The following is a 15972-nucleotide window of genomic DNA, read 5'->3' on the forward strand; positions in this document are numbered from 1 at the left end:
AACGCGTGTGGCTTTCCGTATCGGGTCACAACGCTGCCGGTCAGTGCTCGGTAGCGCTCGGCCTGATCGCTCAGCCTGACTGCGCACTACGGCCGCCCACCATGACCACCCAGCATCAGGGTGCATCACAATAACAGTATCCGGAGCCGCCAAATGTCACGAACCCTGTTTTCCGCCTCGCCCGATGTTCCGTCTACGTCGTTGCGCCGTCGCCCGCGTCGGCTCTTAGCCACGACGGCGTTGACGCTTGTCACCCTGTCCGCCTGCCTCGCCAGCGGCGTGGCGCTGGCCTGGCAGGGTGAGCTCGACCAGCTAAAGAACCGCTGGGAAAGCGTCACCACCTCGAGCGCCTTGTCGGCCCAGGAGGACCCGTTGACGGCGCTGGCCGCCGAGGCCCACGAGCTGAGCTCGGCCAATCCCAACGTCAGCGAGCTGCTGGTCTGGGAGGGCATCATCGAGGCGTCCCTGGCCAAGGCCAAGGGCGGGCTCGGCGCGCTGGACAACGCCAAGGCCGCGCGGCGGGCGCTGGAGCGGGCCATCGCACTGGACGCCAATGGCCTCGATGGCTCGGCCTACGTGACCCTGGGGGCGCTGTATGACCGTGCTCCGGGCTGGCCGGTGGCCTTCGGTGATGACGACAAGGCCGAGGAAATGTTCAAGCGCGCGCTGACGATTCGCCCCGGGGGTATCGACGTCAACTACTACTATGCCGCCTACCTGGCCGATGAAGGGCGCGATGCCGAGGCCCGCCAGCACGCAGAAAAGGCCATCGCCGGCGCGGTTCGCGCCGGACGCGAAGCCTCTGATGAGGCGCTCAAGGCCGAGGCGCGCGCCCTGCTCAACGAGCTATGATCAGGCGCTAAACGAGCTCTGACCCACGCCAATTTCCCTGTCGTTTCCCGCCTTGACAGGAGGCCCCACCTGGACTCGCCTTGTGGGGCCCCTGACCGATCCGGATAATGGGCCGATCTGTCTGCGGAGGTCCCCATGCCGGAAACGAGCAACATCGATGCCCCCTTTACCGCCCAGGACGTCGAACTGGTGTCACGCGATTGCCTGCACCAGGGCTTCTTTCGTCTGGACAAGCTGACCTTCCGTCATCGCAAGTTCGAAGGTGGCTGGAGCGAGGCGGTGGTGCGCGAGGTGCATAGCCGGCACGACGCCGTGGGCGTCATGCTCTATGACCCCGAGCGCGACAGCGTGGTGCTGGTGGAGCAGATCCGTGCCGGCGCAATGGAAGATGCCCACACCCCGTGGAAGCTCGAGTGCGTGGCCGGACTGGTCGACAAGGACGAGTCTGCCGAGGAAGTGGCCCGTCGCGAGGCCCTCGAGGAGGCCGGTTGCGAGGTCGGGGACCTCATCTTGCTGCATAGCTACTATCCTAGTCCGGGTGCCTGCGACGAACGTGTGACGCTTTTCTGCGGTCTCGTCGATACCAGCGGACTGGGTGGGGTGCATGGCCTGGACGAAGAGCACGAGGATATCCGCGTCCATGTGTTGCCATTTCATCGTGCCTGGGAACTTCTCAATCAAGGGAGACTCGATAACGCCATGTGCCTGATCGGCTTTTACTGGCTGGCCGCCGAACGGGCGTCGTTGAGAGCAAGGAGGTAGCGTGACCCAACGCAGCGCCTACGTCACCGATCTGCGCACGTTGCAGAGCGAGTGCACGGCCAACTACATCCGCCTGACGCGCCTGCTGGGCGAGCTGGAAGAGGGCGAAAGTCGCGAGGTCGAACTGCTCAACGGCGAGCGTCGACTCGGTGCCCTGCGCCTGCATGTCGAAGAGCTGGCGCCCTATACCAGCATCATTCGCGTCAGCCAGGAGGGTATCCTCGACGGCGTCATCGACAGCCCGCGCATGCGCGTGCACCTGTATCACGATGTGCGCATGGCCGAGGTCACCGACTTTCAGCGCCGGCGCCACTTCGATGGCCGCTACCGCTACCCCAACGCGCATATGCACCAGCCCGACGAGAAGCTGCAGATCAATCGCTTCCTCGGCGAATGGCTCGATCACGGGCTGGCCCACGGCCACTCGCTGGATCTGCCGCAGTTGCCCTGAGCCGGTTCGCCGTTGCCGCCCGTCGAGAGATCTCCATGCGCCTGATCCAGATTAGCGATTGCCACCTGTACGCCGACCCGATGGCGCGCTCGCGCCGAGGCCTGCCCGCCCATCAGCTGGAGGCGGTGGTCAAGGCGGTGGACGCCGACCGCCCGGACCTGGTGCTGGTCACCGGTGACATCAGTCAGGATGAGTCCGAGGCCGCCTACCGGCTCGCCACCGAGCGATTGAGCCAGCTCGACTGCCCCTGGTTCTGGATTCCCGGCAACCACGACGACGCGGCACTGATGGGCGCCGAGCGGGACATCCTGCCCGAGGTCGAGGCCGGCCACTGGCGGCTTCTGCAGCTCGATACTCAGCTTGTCGGCGAGGCCTCCGGGCAGCTGGGAGAAGAGGCCCTGGCCGCACTCGGCACGCGTCTGGCCGAGGACGACCGCCCGACCCTGATCGCCATGCACCATCCGCCCCTGGCGGTGGGCAGCGCCTGGATCGACGCACTGGGCCTGGTGGATGCCGACGGCTTCTGGGAGGTGCTGGACGGCTATCCCCAGGTGAAGATGGTGCTGTGCGGTCATGTGCATCAGGCCTTCCATGGCGTGATGTCACTGGCCCATGGGCGGGTCGACGTCTACGCCTGTCCCTCCACCTCGGACCAGTTCCTGCCCGGCAGCGAAGACTTCGCCGTTGATGAGGCGTCGCGCCCCGGCTACCGGGTGGTGGAGCTGAAGCGGGAGGGGGAGTGGCAGACCTGGGTGGAGCGCGTCGATATCTAGGTTGTCTTACGCTTGGTTCTAAAAAGATAGTTATTAATTCTTTTACGTTATTACTCGCCCCGCAGTATCCTCGCTGACATCTCCACTTTTCCCGTCATGCGAGGTGTCCGGCCATGACCAGCCTTTCCGCACCAGCCCGTGAGGGCGCCGCCCAGGCGTCGCTCACGCCGAAGCGACTGACCCACCTCAAGCAGCTCGAGGCGGAGTCCATCCATATCATCCGTGAAGTGGCCGCCGAGTTCTCGAACCCGGTGATGCTCTACTCCATCGGCAAGGACTCCTCGGTGATGCTTCACCTGGCGCGCAAGGCCTTCCATCCTGGCCCGCCGCCGTTCCCGCTGATGCACGTGGATACCACCTGGAAGTTCCGCGAGATGATCGCCTTCCGCGACCGCATGGCCAAGGAAGCGGGCATGGAGCTGATCGTCCACACCAACGAGGAAGGGCGTGCCGCCGGCATCAACCCCTTCGACCACGGCTCCAGCGGCTATACCGACGTGATGAAGACCCAGGCCCTCAAGCAGGCGCTGGACCAGTACGGCTTCGACGCCGCCTTCGGTGGCGCCCGCCGCGACGAAGAGGCCAGCCGTGCCAAGGAGCGGGTGTTCTCCTTCCGCGACCGCCACCACCGCTGGGACCCCAAGAACCAGCGTCCGGAACTGTGGAATCTGTACAACGCCCGCATCAACAAGGGCGAGTCGATCCGTGCCTTCCCGCTGTCCAACTGGACCGAGCTGGATATCTGGCAGTACATCTACCTCGAGAACATCGACATCGTGCCGCTTTACTTCTCCGCCCCGCGCCCGGTGGTGGAACGCGACGGCATGCAGATCATGGTCGATGACGAGCGCCTGCCCCTGGCCGAGGGCGAAGAGCCCGAGCAGAAGTGGGTTCGCTTCCGCACCCTGGGCTGCTATCCGCTGACCGGTGCGGTGGAGTCGAAGGCCCAGACCCTGCCGGAGATCATCCAGGAGATGCTGCTGACCCGTACCAGCGAGCGCTCCGGCCGTGCCATCGATCATGACCAGGCCGGCTCCATGGAGAAGAAGAAGCGCGAAGGCTACTTCTGACGCCGGCACCGACCGCACGCAGCCACGCGCCTTGCTCCGGCCGACAGTGATCGGGAGCGAGGACGCAGATGACAGATCAAGGGCCCGGCGTCCTGCACGACGTCGGGTCACCATCAGGGGTACAGCATGTCTCACCAGTCCAGTCTGATTGCTGACAACATCGAGCAGTATCTGCACGAGCACGAAAACAAGGACCTGTTGCGGTTCATCACCTGCGGCAGCGTCGATGACGGCAAGTCGACCCTGATCGGTCGCCTGCTGCACGATTCCAAGATGATCTTCGACGACCAGCTGGCGGCCATCACCCAGGCCTCCAAGACCAAGGGCACCACCGGCGAAGAGGTGGATCTGGCGCTGCTGGTCGACGGTCTGCAGTCGGAGCGCGAGCAGGGCATCACCATCGATGTGGCCTATCGCTTCTTCTCCACCGACAAGCGCAAGTTCATCATCGCCGACACCCCGGGGCACGAGCAGTACACCCGTAACATGGCCACCGGTGCCTCTACCGCCGGCCTCGCGGTGATCCTGATCGACGCCCGTTACGGCGTGCAGACCCAGACCCGTCGCCACAGCTTCATCGCTGACCTGCTGGGCATCCAGCATCTGGTCATCGCGGTTAACAAGATGGACCTGGTCGACTACTCCCAGGCGCGCTTCGACGAGATCGTCGCCGACTACCGCGCCTTCGCCGAGCAGCTCGACGCCAGCGACATTCACTTCGTGCCGCTGTCGGCGCTCAAGGGTGACAACGTGGTCGATCGCGGCGAGCGCCTCGACTGGTACCAGGGCCCGGCGCTGCTGGAGCTTTTGGAGACCGTGGAGGTCAGCCGCGACCAGAACCTGAGCGATCTGCGCTTCCCGGTGCAGTACGTCAATCGCCCCAATCTCGACTTCCGCGGCTACGCCGGTACCCTGGAGGCGGGCATCCTGCGCCCCGGCCAGGCGGTCAAGGCGCTGCCGTCCAACAAGCTCAGCCGGGTCGAGCGTATCGTCACCTTCGAAGGCGATCTTGACGACGCCTACCCGGGCCAGGCCATCACCGTGACCCTGGAAGACGAGATCGATATCTCGCGTGGCGACTGGCTGGTGGCGGCGGACGCGGACATCACCCTGTCCAATGCCTTCGACGCCGACATCGTGTGGATGCACGACGACGCCCTCGAACCTGGGCGTCAGTACGATATCCGCATGGCCGGGCGTGCGGTGGCGGGACACGTCGATGCCATCCACTATCAGGTCGACGTCAACAGCCTGGAGCGTCATGGCGCCGAGCGACTCGAGCTCAACGCCATCGCCCGCTGCCGGGTGGCGCTGACCGCCGAGGTGCCCATCGATGACTACGCGCGGGTGCCTGGCACCGGCAGCTTTATCGTCATCGACCGGCTGACCAACGTCACCGTGGGCGCCGGCATGATTCGCGGTGCGGCCAGTGTCGAAGGCGGCGCTGCCGAGCAGGTCGACTGGGCCGGCTTCGAGCTGGAACTCAACGCCCTGGTGCGCAAGTACTTCCCCCACTGGGAGGCCAAGGACGTGCGCGAGCTGTTCAAGCGCTGACGTCCGGGACCGGCTTCACCATCGTTGGTTCGCTACAACAGCGGCGTCTCAGTGGCTTGGTTGAACCAGAATGCTAGTGCTTTTCGATGGGTTTAACTCCAACTGCGCAGACAGATGGTGGCGGGCTGGTGCCTGGGCTAGACCAAAGGCAGGATGCGTCGCGTGTGACGTCATGACGACGTCTTCCATTCCCCCACGCAAGCAGGGAGGGCATGAATATGGTGGCCTGCCATCTCTATGACAATATCGAAATCGCCTGCCTGTACCATTTTCCGGTCAAGCTGTCGCTACGAGACGGTGATGAGAAGCACGGCGAGGCACTGGATACCGCCTTCAACGAGGATCGCGAGGAGTGTCTGTCGCTGAAGACAGAGCGCGGCGAGCGCATGGTGGTGCTCGACGACATTACCCGCATGGAAGTGCTGGTCGACAACCCCCATTTCATGGTGCTGGACTTCGTCTGACGCGGATCCGCCCCTGACACAGCCCCTGACACAGCCCCTGACGACGACGCCCCGCTGACTGGATCAGCGGGGCGTCGCGTCTTATGGGGGCAGGGGGCACGGGATCAGGCTGGGCGCGTCGCGATCACTACGGCCCGACGCGGGGCCGGGTGTCCCTCGCGGGTCAGGTGGGGGCGCTCAGGGTCGAGGAAGTCACCCAGCGACTGAAAGGTCATCCAGTCGGTGGAGCGCTGCTCCTCCAGGCTGGTGGGTGCTTCATCCACCACCCGAACGTCGCAAAAGCCGACCTTCTCGAGCCAGCCCACCAGGGCGCGCGACGATGGCAGGAAGTAGACATTGGGCATCGCCGCGTAGCGATCGCCCGGCACCAGTACCCGGGTCTCGTCGCCTTCCACCACCAGCGTCTCGAGCACCAGTTCGCCGCCCCGACGCAGGGCGTCGCGTAGCTGCATCAGGTGGTCGAGGGGGGAAGGGCGGTGGTAGAGCACGCCCATGGAGAACACGCTGTCGAAGAAGCCCAGGCCCTGGGGCACATCGTCGATGCCCACCGGCAGGAAGTGGGTACGCCCGCCGTCGGCATCGCCGACGAAGTGCTTGACCGCCTGAAACTGCCAGTAGAAGCGCGGTGAGGGATCGATCACCAGCACGAAGTCGGCACCGGCGCCGGCCATGCGCCAGGCGTGATAGCCGTTGCCGCCACCCACGTCGAGCACCCGTCGACCGCGCAGCGGCGACAGGTGCGGCGCCAGCCGTTGCCACTTCCAGTCCGAACGCCACTCGGTATCGATCGCGATGCCTGCCAGTCGGTACGGGCCCTTGCGCCACGGCATCAGCGCGCGCAGCAGGTTCTCGCTCTGGCGACGACGGCTGTCGTCGAGCTCCAGCTCGACCGTGACCTCGTCGCGATCGAGCTGGACCTGGCGCTTGTCGGGCAGCGCCGGCAGCTTGGCCACCGCCTTCTCCCAGGCCGGCAGGTCGCCGTGACGCTGGCGGTCGAGGCCGCGGGCGAACTGCTCGGGCAGGCGGGCAAGCCAGTCGCCCATGCCGGCGTGGCGGAAGGATTGCTCGAGAAAGGCGCGGTACACATCGCGCTGATGCTCGGGAATCATTTGAAGGCCACCATGGAGGCGAAGTTCAGGTACTGAAACCAGGTCAGCGAGCGTGCAAAGCCTACCCGCGCAAGGCGCTGGTGGTGCTGCTCCAGGGTGTCGGGCACCAGCACGTTCTCCAGCGCGTTGCGCTTCTGGCTGATCTCCAGGTCGCTGTAGCCATTGGCGCGCTTGAAGTCGTGATAGCGCTCCACCAGCCAGGCGTTGTCCTGTTCGTCTCCGGCCTTGATCTTCTCCGACAGGATCAACACACCGCCGGGCTCCAGCGCCTGGTAGAGCTTCTCGAGTACGCCGTCGCGGTCTTCCGGGGCCAGAAACTGCAGCGTGAAATTCAGCACGATCATGCCGCTGGGACGGTAGTCGAGGTGGCGGATGTCGCCTTCGATCACCTCGATGGCGTGGTCGGGGCACTCGTGCTCGAGGGTCTGGCGGGTGCGCTCGACCATCGCCGGGGACAGGTCGACCCCGGTCAGGCTGAAGGCGTCCTTGGGTAGCTGGCCGGCCAGCGCCAGGCCCACGGCGCCAAGCGAGCAGCCAAGGTCATAGACGTGGGCGCCGTGGCGCAGGTGGCGCTCGGCGATCACCCCCAGCATGCCGAGGATCTGGCCGTAGCCGGGGACCGATCGGCGAATCATGTCGGGGAAGCAGGCGACGACCCGCTCGTCGAACGAAAAGCGCGCCACCTTGTCCAGGGGTGTGGAAAAGATGGCGTCACGGTAAGATGCGTCACTCATGGATTGCCAGTGTTGTCGGGCTCGGGGGGAGTGATTGTACGCGCCCCGCGGTCAGGCTGCACGATGAGGCTTGCCGTCGCCGTTCGGCCCAGCTTTGCCCACCAGACAGGGCCCAAGGAGAGGAATCATGCCATCGATCGATCAAACGCCGGCCTGGCAGGCGTTGAAGCAGAAGGCACAGGAAGTCGGCAAGCGGCACCTGTGCGACATGTTTCGCGAGGATGCCGGGCGATTTGCCACCTTCAGCCACGAGGCTGCGGGGCTGAAACTAGACCTGTCCAAGCAGCGCTGGGACCAGCAGACCCTCGAGGATCTGCTGGCGCTGGCCGACGAGGCCGGCGTGCCCGACGCCATCCGTCGGCTGCTGGCCGGTGAGCGGGTCAACGTCAGTGAGGACCGCCCTGCGCTGCATACCGCGCTGCGTCTGCCGCAGGATGCATCTCTGGTGGTCGAAGGCGAGGATCTGGTGCCGGCGGTGCACGCCACCCTGGACAAGATGGCGACCATGGTCGAGCGCTTCCATTCCGGCCAGTGGCGCGGCGCCACCGGCAAGCCGATCCGCGACGTGGTCAATCTGGGGGTCGGGGGCTCCGACCTGGGGCCGCTGATGGTGACCCACGCCCTGGCCGACTATCGCCCGGCGGATACCCATCCGGTCGAGGTCCACTTCGCCTCGACCATGGACGGCTCCCAACTGGTCGACTACCTGATGCGCTTCGACCCCGAGACCACGTTGTTCGTGCTGTCGTCGAAGTCCTTCACCACCATCGATACCCTGTCAAACGCCAACACCGCGCGGGATTGGCTGCTGTCCCGGCTGGTCGAGGCGCGCCAGGAGGGCGTGGATCGCGAGCTGGTGCTGCGCCAGCACTTCATCGGTGTCTCGGCAAGCCCGGACAAGATGGCCGAGTGGGGCATCGCCTGCGACCACCAGCTCGAGTTCTGGGAGTGGGTCGGCGGGCGCTACTCGCTGTGGGGCGGCATCGGTCTGCCCATCGCCCTGGTCATCGGCATGGACGGCTTCCGCGACTTCCTGGCCGGCGCCCACGCCATGGACGTGCACTTCCAGAAGGCGCCGCTCGAGGACAATCTGCCGGTGCTGCTGGCGCTGGCCGGTATCTGGAACAACAACTTCCTGGATATCCGTGCCCACTCGATTCTGCCCTACGACGGACGCCTGGAGTACTTCGCCGCCTACCTCGAACAGCTCGAGATGGAGTCCAACGGCAAGTCGGTGACCAACGACGGCGATATCGTCGACTACTCCACCTGTCCGGTGCTGTGGGGCCAGCTCGGGCCCAACGCCCAGCACGCCTTCTACCAGTTGCTGCACCAGGGCACCCAGGCGGTGGAGTGCGACTTCATCGCGCCGCTGGCCCGCTACGATGACGTCGAGGATCCGGCCACCCGCGAGCACCTGATGGGCCAGCACCGGCTGACGCTGGCCAACTGCTTCGCCCAGTCCCGTGTATTGATGCTCGGCGACGACGCCATCGCCGATGACGGTCCCAGGCCCGAGCACAAGCGCTATCGTGGCAACCAGCCCTCGACCACCCTGCTGCTGGAGCGGTTGACCCCGCAGACCCTGGGCGCGTTGATCGCCCTCTACGAGCACAAGGTGTTCGTCCAGGCCACCATCTGGGGCATCAATCCCTTCGACCAGTGGGGCGTTGAACTGGGCAAGAAGATCGCCAACGAGACCCGTGACATCATCGAGGGGCGCCAGGGCCTGGAGGCGATGGATGACTCCACCCGCGGGCTGATCGAGGCCACCTGGCAAGCCGCGCGGGACTGATGGCCGTTGGCATGAGTGATGGCGATAGCGATAGCGACAGCGCCCCTGCGGGCGCAGGGGAGGGTTGAAAACTGGCCATTTATACAGGTTTTCCGTTATGCTGAGCCCATCAACAGCGTCGAGTGCTGCCGCAGCGAGCGGCGTGCTCTACCTGCATGGATTCAATAGTGCCGGCGCCTCGCCCAAGGCGCGGCTGATCAAGGCCGCCTGTGCGGAGCTGGGGCTTCCCTGCGAGACCCCGGACCTGTCCTCGCAGGCGGCCGACGCCCTGCGGCTCGCCGAATCGCTGTTACCCCGGCTGGGGCCCAGTCCGATGCTGATGGGCAGCTCCATGGGCGGCTTTCTGGCCACGGTGCTGGCAGAGCGCCACGAGCTGCCGGCGGTACTGGTCAATCCGGCGGTGCGACCGGCCAGGCTGGTCGACACCATGCTCGGCGAGAGCTTCGTCAACGCCTACACCGGTGAGCGCTTCGTGGTCGAGCAGGGCCACCGCGACCAGATCGCCGAGATGACGCCGGAGGTGGTGACACCTGGGCGCTATCTGCTGCTGCTGGTGACCGAGGACGAGACGCTGGACAGCGCCGACGCCTTCGCCGCCTACCGCGGGGCCAGGGCGATCCTGCATCCCGGCGGCGAGCACGGCTTCAATGCCCTGGCCGACTACCTGCCGGCGGTGTTCGCCCACGGCGGTCACGCCCTGGCGCCCGGGCGAGTGGCGCCGGTACCGGCCGAGTGAGCCGTTCAGTCGACGGCGCAAAGACGATCCCAGTCATCCTGATGATGGACCACGCATGACCCAATACAGTGCCAGTTCGATCGAGGTGCTTTCCGGGCTGGAGCCCGTTCGCAAGCGCCCCGGCATGTACACCGACACCTCCCGCCCGAATCACCTGGTCCAGGAGGTCATCGACAACAGCGTCGACGAGGCGCTCGCCGAACACGCCAACGAGATCCGCGTGGTACTGCGGGACGACGGCGGCATCGAGGTGACGGACAACGGTCGCGGCATGCCCATCGACGTTCACCCGGAGCACGGGGTGTCGGGGATCGAGCTGATCATGACTCGGCTGCACGCCGGCGGTAAGTTCTCCTCGTCGAGCTACCGCTTCTCCGGCGGCCTGCACGGGGTCGGGGTGTCGGTGGTCAACGCCCTGTCGCGACGCCTCGAGGTCGAGGTCCTGCGCGACGGCGAGCGCCACGCCATGGCCTTCGAGCACGGCGACAAGGTCGAGGACCTGCACGTCATCGGCACCGCGGCCAAGCGTGCCAAGGGCACCCTGGTGCGCTTCTGGCCGGATACCAGCTACTTCGATAGCCCCAACCTGGCGGTGGGACGGCTCAAGCACCTGCTGCGGGCCAAGGCGGTACTCTGCCCCGGGCTCAAGGTGGAGCTGGTGGAAGCCGACGGCACCGCCACCACCTGGCAGTTCGCGGACGGTCTGCGCGACTATCTGGCCCAGACCACCGACGGCTACGAGGTGCTGCCGAGCTCGCCCTTCGTCGGTCACTTCGCCGACGACGAGCAGGGGGTGGACTGGGCGATTCAGTGGTTGCCCGAAGGCGGCGACTCGCTGATGGAAAGCTACGTCAACCTGATCCCCACCGCCCAGGGCGGCACCCACGTCAACGGCCTGCGCTCGGGCCTGCTCGAGGCACTCAAGGAATTCTGCGAGTACCGCAGCCTGCTGCCGCGCGGGGTCAAGCTGACCGCCGAGGACCTGTGGGAGCGGGTCGCCTACGTGCTGTCGGTGAAGATGCTCGATCCGCAGTTCGCTGGCCAGACCAAGGAGCGGCTGTCGTCACGCACCGTGGCGGGCTTCGTCTCCGGCGTCGTCAAGGACGCCTTCTCGCTGTGGCTCAACCACCACGTCGACCAGGCCGAGGCGCTGGCCGAGCTGGTGATCAGCGCCGCCCAGCGGCGCCAGAAGAGCTCGAAGAAGGTGGCGCGCAAGAAGGTCACCTCCGGCCCTGCGCTGCCCGGCAAGCTGGCCGACTGCAGTGGCCAGGACCCGGCCTTGAGCGAGCTGTTTCTGGTCGAGGGTGACAGCGCCGGGGGCAGCGCCAAGCAGGCGCGCAACCGCGAGACCCAGGCGATCCTGCCGCTGCGCGGCAAGATCCTCAACACCTGGGAGGTCGATTCCCACGATATCTACGGCTCCCAGGAGGTCCACGACATCGCCGTGGCCATCGGCGCCGACCCGGCCAGCGCCGACCTGTCCAAGCTGCGCTATCACAAGATCTGCATCCTCGCCGATGCGGACTCCGACGGGCTGCACATCGCCACCCTCCTGTGCGCGCTGTTCGTGCGCCACTTTCCGTCGCTGGTCGACGCCGGCCACGTCTTCGTCGCCATGCCGCCCTTGTACCGCATCGACCTTGGCAAGGAGGTCTACTACGCCCTGGACGAGAGCGAGAAGGCGGCCATCCTGCGCAAGCTGGAAGGCAAGCGCGGCACCCCCAACGTGCAGCGCTTCAAGGGCCTTGGCGAGATGAGCCCGCTGCAGCTGCGCGAGACCACCATGGCGGTGGAGACCCGGCGGCTGGTCCAGCTGACCCGGGAGGAGGGCGACGGCACCATGGAGATGATGGACATGCTGCTGGCCAAGAAGCGCGCCTCGGACCGCAAGAGCTGGCTCGAGGACTACGGCAACCTGGCGGATATCGAAGTGTGACGGGCCGCTATCGCGGTGACTTGCACGCAGTGACGCTCCCGGATTTCACGTCGTCGGTTCAGGCGACCAGGATTGAGAACGAGGGATCATGACTCTGGACATTGAGGTGGCGGAGGGCGACGTCGAGCGACTGTCCCTGCGCGAATACACCGAGAAGGCCTACCTCGACTATTCGATGTACGTCATTCTCGACCGGGCCCTGCCCCATATCGGCGACGGCATGAAGCCGGTGCAGCGGCGCATCATCTACGCCATGCGCGAGCTGGCGTTGAACGCCAACGCCAAGTACAAGAAGTCGGCGCGTACCGTCGGCGACGTGCTCGGCAAGTTCCACCCCCACGGTGACAGCGCCTGCTACGAGGCCATGGTGCTGATGGCCCAGTCGTTCAGCTATCGCTATCCGCTGGTGGACGGCCAGGGCAACTGGGGTAGCCCGGACGATCCCAAGTCCTTCGCCGCCATGCGCTACACCGAAGCGCGGCTGTCGAAGTTCGCCGAGGTACTGCTCAGCGAACTCGGCCAGGGCACCGTGGACTGGGCGCCCAACTTCGATGGCACCATGAACGAGCCGGTGGTGCTGCCGGCACGTCTGCCCCATGTGCTGCTCAATGGTGGCACCGGCATCGCCGTGGGCATGGCCACCGACATCCCGCCCCACAATGTGCGCGAGGTGGTCGAGGCCACCTGCGAGGTGCTGCGCAATCCCGGCGTCACCACCGCCGACCTGATGGCGCACCTGCCTGGCCCGGACTTTCCCACCCGGGCGGAGATCATTACCCCGCGCGCGGACCTTCGAAAGCTCTACGAGAGCGGTCGCGGCAGCGTCAAGATGCGCGCCCGCTACGAGCAGGAAGAGGGCCAGGTGGTGATCACCGCGCTGCCCTACCAGGTCAGCGGGGCCAAGGTGCTGGAGCAGATCGCGGCGCAGATGCAGGCCAAGAAGCTGCCGATGGTGGCCGACCTGCGCGACGAGTCGACCCACGAGGAGCCGACCCGTCTGGTGATCGAACCGCGCTCCAATCGGGTCGATATCGAGTCGCTGATGGCGCACCTGTTCGCCACCACCGACCTCGAGAAGAACGTGCGGGTCAATCTCAACGTGATCGGCCTCGACGGCCGCCCACGGGTGATGCCGCTGCCGGAGCTGCTCGGCGAATGGCTCGACTTCCGCCGCACCACGGTGCGCCGTCGCCTCGAGCACCGGCTGGGCAAGGTCAACGACCGCCTGCACCTGCTCGAAGGCCTGTTGATCGCCTACCTCAATATCGATGAGGTGATCCGCATCATCCGCGAGGAGGATGAGCCCAAGAGCGCGCTGATGGCGGCCTTCGGTCTGACCGACCGTCAGGCCGAGGCGATCCTGGAGCTGCGCCTGCGCCACCTGGCCAAACTCGAGGAGATGAAGATCCGCACCGAGCAGGATGAGCTCGAGGCGGAGCGCAAGCGTCTTGAAGAGCTGCTCGGCAACGAGGCGGCGATGACCGACCTGATCGAACAGGAGCTGCGCAAGGCCGCCGAGGAGCACGGCGACGAGCGCCGCTCGCCGATCGTCGAGCGCGAGGAGGCCAGGGCGCTGTCCGAGGTCGAGCTGGTAGGCGCCGATCCGGTGACGGTGGTGCTGTCCGAGAAGGGCTGGATTCGTGCCGCCAAGGGCCACGACATCGACCCCTCCGGGCTATCCTACAAGGCCGGCGACGCCTTCCACCTGGCCGCGCGAGGCAAGACCAACCAGCCGCTGGTGCTGCTCGATGACACCGGCCGGGCCTACACCCTGCCGGCCCACCAGCTACCCAGTGCCCGCGGCCAGGGCGAGCCAGTCACCGGCAAGGTCAATGTGGTGGCCGGCGCGCACATGGCCGGCGTCATGCTGGCACCGGGGGACGCCCGCTTCCTGCTGGCCTCCGACGGCGGCTACGGCTTCGTCGCGCGGCTCGAGGACCTGACCGGCAAGAACCGTTCCGGCAAGGCGGTGCTGAGCCTGCCCAAGGGCTGCAACGTGCTGCCCCCGGTGGAGCTGCCGGCGGCCGAGGAATTGACCGTGGCCACGGTCTCCAACGAAGGCCGACTGCTGCTGTTCCCGCTGGACCAGTTGCCGGAGATGTCCAAGGGCAAGGGCAACAAGATGCTGGATATTCCCGGTGCTCGGGCGGCCCGGCGCGAGGAGTTTGTGCGCGGCCTGGTGGTGCTGGCGCCAGGGGATACCCTGGTGGTGCACGCCGGCAAGCGCAAGCTGTCGCTCAAGAACGGTGAGCTCGACTACTATCGGGGAGATCGCGGACGGCGAGGCAGCAAGCTGCCACGCGGGCTGCAGAAGGTCGACCGGCTCGAGCGCCTCGAGGCGTAACCCTTACGACGGTACGGCGCCCGCCGGTTGCTGCGGGTGCCCAAGGAAGACACATCATGACACGACGAATCCTGATGCGCGCCACCGGCCGGGCCCGGCCCGGCCAGCTGGCCGGCCTGGGGCGGATCCTGGCCCGCAGTGGCGCGCGCCTTCTGGACATCAACCAGAGCGTGACCTTCGGTATCGTCTCGCTGGAGGCGCTGGTAGCGCTTGACCACGAGGCCGACCTGGAAGGCGCCCTGTCGGGCGCCGGCGATGAACTGGGCCTGGACGTCCAGGCGATCCAGATCAGCGCCGAGGAGTACCATCGCTGGAGCGAGACCGCGAGTCAGCCGCGCCTGATCATGACCCTGCTGGCGCCGCGACTGCCTGCCGGCATCCTGGCCGAGGTGGGGGCGCTGACCGCCGAGCACGGGCTGACGGTGGAGTTGATCCATCGCCTGTCCGGGCGCGAGCCGCTGGACGGCGAGGCACCGGCCCAAGGCAGCTGCGTCGAGTGCTGGCTGCGCGGCGAGGACGTCGACCTTGAGTCGCTGCGCGAGAAGGCGCTGGCGCTGGGTGCGACCCACGGGGTCGATATCGCCCTGCAGGAAGACTCCATCTGGCGCACCCACCGTCGCCTGGTGTGCTTCGACATGGATTCGACCTTGATCAAGGCCGAGGTCATCGACGAGCTGGCGCGCCGCCACGGGGTCTACGACGAGGTGGCCGAGGTTACCGAGCGGGCCATGCGCGGTGAGCTCGACTTCCAGCAGAGCTTCCGGGAGCGCATGGCCAAGCTGAAGGGCCTGGACGAGTCGGTGCTGGCCGAGATCGCCGAAGAGCTGCCGCTGATGGACGGGGTGGAACAGTTGATGGCCCAGCTCAAGCGCTTGGGCTACCGCACCGCCATCCTGTCCGGCGGCTTCACCTACTTCGCCCGGCATCTACAGCAGCGGCTGGGCTTCGACGAGATCCACGCCAACGAGCTGGTGATCGAGAACGGCAAGGTCACCGGCGAGGTGCGCGAGCCGATCGTCGATGCCGATCGCAAGGCCGCGTTGTTGCACCAGATCGCTCAACGCGAGGGGATCGCCATGGAACAGACCATCGCCGTGGGCGATGGTGCCAACGATCTCAAGATGCTGGCCGCCGCCGGACTCGGTATCGCCTTTCGGGCCAAGCCGCTGGTGCGTGCCCAGGCCCGTCAGAGCATCTCGACCCTGGGGCTTGACGCCGTGCTCTATCTGATCGGCTATCGCCAGGCGGATCTGTCCTGCCAGGCGCCGGGCCACGACTAGTCCGGACGTCATCGACATCGCCGCTTGGACGCGATGTTTACTTCTACTGCAAGGGAGCCCAGGGCTCCCTTTTTTTGTCCCCCCCATTCCCGCACGGTGCCAGCGAGCCTGG

The 15972-nt window shown here is 66.3% G+C and carries 14 protein-coding genes; 12 read left to right on the top strand and 2 right to left on the bottom strand.

What is annotated here, in order from left to right:
* The first annotated feature begins 153 nt into the window (after positions 1-153).
* The 7 genes from NFG58_RS04825 (at position 154) to NFG58_RS04855 (ending at position 5926) form a co-directional block, all read left to right on the top strand.
* On the top strand, positions 154-852 hold the full coding sequence (locus NFG58_RS04825) for a hypothetical protein (protein ID WP_348827668.1): 699 nt from the start codon (positions 154-156) through the stop codon (positions 850-852).
* Between the two features lie 135 nt (positions 853-987).
* Positions 988-1614 (top strand): NUDIX domain-containing protein, encoded by a 627-nt coding sequence (locus NFG58_RS04830; RefSeq protein ID WP_108131435.1) that lies wholly within the window; start codon positions 988-990, stop codon positions 1612-1614.
* A gap of 1 nt (position 1615) precedes the next feature.
* Positions 1616-2065, top strand: a complete 450-nt coding sequence (locus NFG58_RS04835) for a DUF1249 domain-containing protein (RefSeq protein ID WP_045994525.1) — start codon at positions 1616-1618, stop codon at positions 2063-2065.
* Positions 2066-2100: 35 nt separating this feature from the next.
* Entirely contained in the window at positions 2101-2838 is a 738-nt protein-coding gene (locus tag NFG58_RS04840; RefSeq protein ID WP_348827669.1) for a phosphodiesterase, read from the top strand.
* Positions 2839-2951: 113 nt separating this feature from the next.
* The gene (gene cysD, locus NFG58_RS04845; RefSeq protein ID WP_253555545.1) at positions 2952-3908 is read left to right on the top strand and encodes a sulfate adenylyltransferase subunit CysD; all 957 of its coding nucleotides are present in this window, start codon (positions 2952-2954) and stop codon (positions 3906-3908) included.
* Positions 3909-4034: 126 nt separating this feature from the next.
* Complete coding sequence (gene cysN / locus NFG58_RS04850; protein WP_348827670.1) at positions 4035-5462, top strand: sulfate adenylyltransferase subunit CysN; 1428 nt, start codon at positions 4035-4037, stop codon at positions 5460-5462.
* A 212-nt stretch (positions 5463-5674) separates the two neighbouring features.
* Positions 5675-5926 carry a Rho-binding antiterminator gene (locus NFG58_RS04855; protein ID WP_231498472.1) on the top strand — a complete coding sequence of 84 codons (252 nt, stop codon included), beginning with the start codon at positions 5675-5677 and terminating at the stop codon, positions 5924-5926.
* Positions 5927-6030: 104 nt separating this feature from the next.
* On the opposite strand, the gene cmoB is transcribed toward NFG58_RS04855, so the two are convergent.
* Positions 6031-7035, bottom strand: coding sequence for a tRNA 5-methoxyuridine(34)/uridine 5-oxyacetic acid(34) synthase CmoB (gene cmoB, locus NFG58_RS04860; RefSeq protein WP_348827671.1), 1005 nt, complete (start codon positions 7033-7035; stop codon positions 6031-6033).
* A complete protein-coding gene (cmoA, locus tag NFG58_RS04865) occupies positions 7032-7769 on the bottom strand; it encodes a carboxy-S-adenosyl-L-methionine synthase CmoA (protein ID WP_348827672.1) in 738 nt (245 codons plus the stop codon). The genes cmoB and cmoA overlap by 4 nt, the downstream gene beginning before the upstream one ends.
* Before the next feature lie 127 nt (positions 7770-7896).
* Between cmoA and pgi the strand changes: the two genes are divergently transcribed.
* From pgi to serB, 5 genes are all read left to right on the top strand, one after another.
* The gene (gene pgi, locus NFG58_RS04870; protein ID WP_045994518.1) at positions 7897-9564 is read left to right on the top strand and encodes a glucose-6-phosphate isomerase; all 1668 of its coding nucleotides are present in this window, start codon (positions 7897-7899) and stop codon (positions 9562-9564) included.
* A gap of 97 nt (positions 9565-9661) precedes the next feature.
* A complete protein-coding gene (locus tag NFG58_RS04875; protein ID WP_289104789.1) occupies positions 9662-10300 on the top strand; it encodes a YqiA/YcfP family alpha/beta fold hydrolase in 639 nt (212 codons plus the stop codon).
* A gap of 55 nt (positions 10301-10355) precedes the next feature.
* Complete coding sequence (gene parE / locus NFG58_RS04880) at positions 10356-12236, top strand: DNA topoisomerase IV subunit B (protein ID WP_045994516.1); 1881 nt, start codon at positions 10356-10358, stop codon at positions 12234-12236.
* 88 nt (positions 12237-12324) lie between these two features.
* Positions 12325-14580, top strand: a complete 2256-nt coding sequence (parC, locus tag NFG58_RS04885) for a DNA topoisomerase IV subunit A (RefSeq protein ID WP_045994515.1) — start codon at positions 12325-12327, stop codon at positions 14578-14580.
* A gap of 56 nt (positions 14581-14636) precedes the next feature.
* Positions 14637-15860, top strand: coding sequence for a phosphoserine phosphatase SerB (gene serB, locus NFG58_RS04890; RefSeq protein WP_348827673.1), 1224 nt, complete (start codon positions 14637-14639; stop codon positions 15858-15860).
* Positions 15861-15972: the final 112 nt, after the last annotated feature.

It is taken from the genome of Halomonas sp. RT37 (assembly GCF_040070525.1).
Taxonomy (GTDB): Bacteria; Pseudomonadota; Gammaproteobacteria; order Pseudomonadales; family Halomonadaceae; genus Halomonas; species Halomonas litopenaei.

What these genes read in the sequence shown, in the direction of transcription:
- NFG58_RS04825 (WP_348827668.1), top strand. Translation starts at nt 154, where the DNA reads ATGTCACGAACCCTGTTTTCCGCCTCGCCCGATGTTCCGTCTACGTCG.
- NFG58_RS04830 (WP_108131435.1), top strand. Translation starts at nt 988, where the DNA reads ATGCCGGAAACGAGCAACATCGATGCCCCCTTTACCGCCCAGGACGTC.
- NFG58_RS04840 (WP_348827669.1), top strand. Translation starts at nt 2,101, where the DNA reads ATGCGCCTGATCCAGATTAGCGATTGCCACCTGTACGCCGACCCGATG.
- cysD (WP_253555545.1), top strand. Translation starts at nt 2,952, where the DNA reads ATGACCAGCCTTTCCGCACCAGCCCGTGAGGGCGCCGCCCAGGCGTCG.
- cysN (WP_348827670.1), top strand. Translation starts at nt 4,035, where the DNA reads ATGTCTCACCAGTCCAGTCTGATTGCTGACAACATCGAGCAGTATCTG.
- NFG58_RS04855 (WP_231498472.1), top strand. Translation starts at nt 5,675, where the DNA reads ATGAATATGGTGGCCTGCCATCTCTATGACAATATCGAAATCGCCTGC.
- cmoB (WP_348827671.1), bottom strand. Translation starts at nt 7,035, where the DNA reads ATGATTCCCGAGCATCAGCGCGATGTGTACCGCGCCTTTCTCGAGCAA.
- cmoA (WP_348827672.1), bottom strand. Translation starts at nt 7,769, where the DNA reads ATGAGTGACGCATCTTACCGTGACGCCATCTTTTCCACACCCCTGGAC.
- pgi (WP_045994518.1), top strand. Translation starts at nt 7,897, where the DNA reads ATGCCATCGATCGATCAAACGCCGGCCTGGCAGGCGTTGAAGCAGAAG.
- NFG58_RS04875 (WP_289104789.1), top strand. Translation starts at nt 9,662, where the DNA reads ATGCTGAGCCCATCAACAGCGTCGAGTGCTGCCGCAGCGAGCGGCGTG.
- parE (WP_045994516.1), top strand. Translation starts at nt 10,356, where the DNA reads ATGACCCAATACAGTGCCAGTTCGATCGAGGTGCTTTCCGGGCTGGAG.
- parC (WP_045994515.1), top strand. Translation starts at nt 12,325, where the DNA reads ATGACTCTGGACATTGAGGTGGCGGAGGGCGACGTCGAGCGACTGTCC.
- serB (WP_348827673.1), top strand. Translation starts at nt 14,637, where the DNA reads ATGACACGACGAATCCTGATGCGCGCCACCGGCCGGGCCCGGCCCGGC.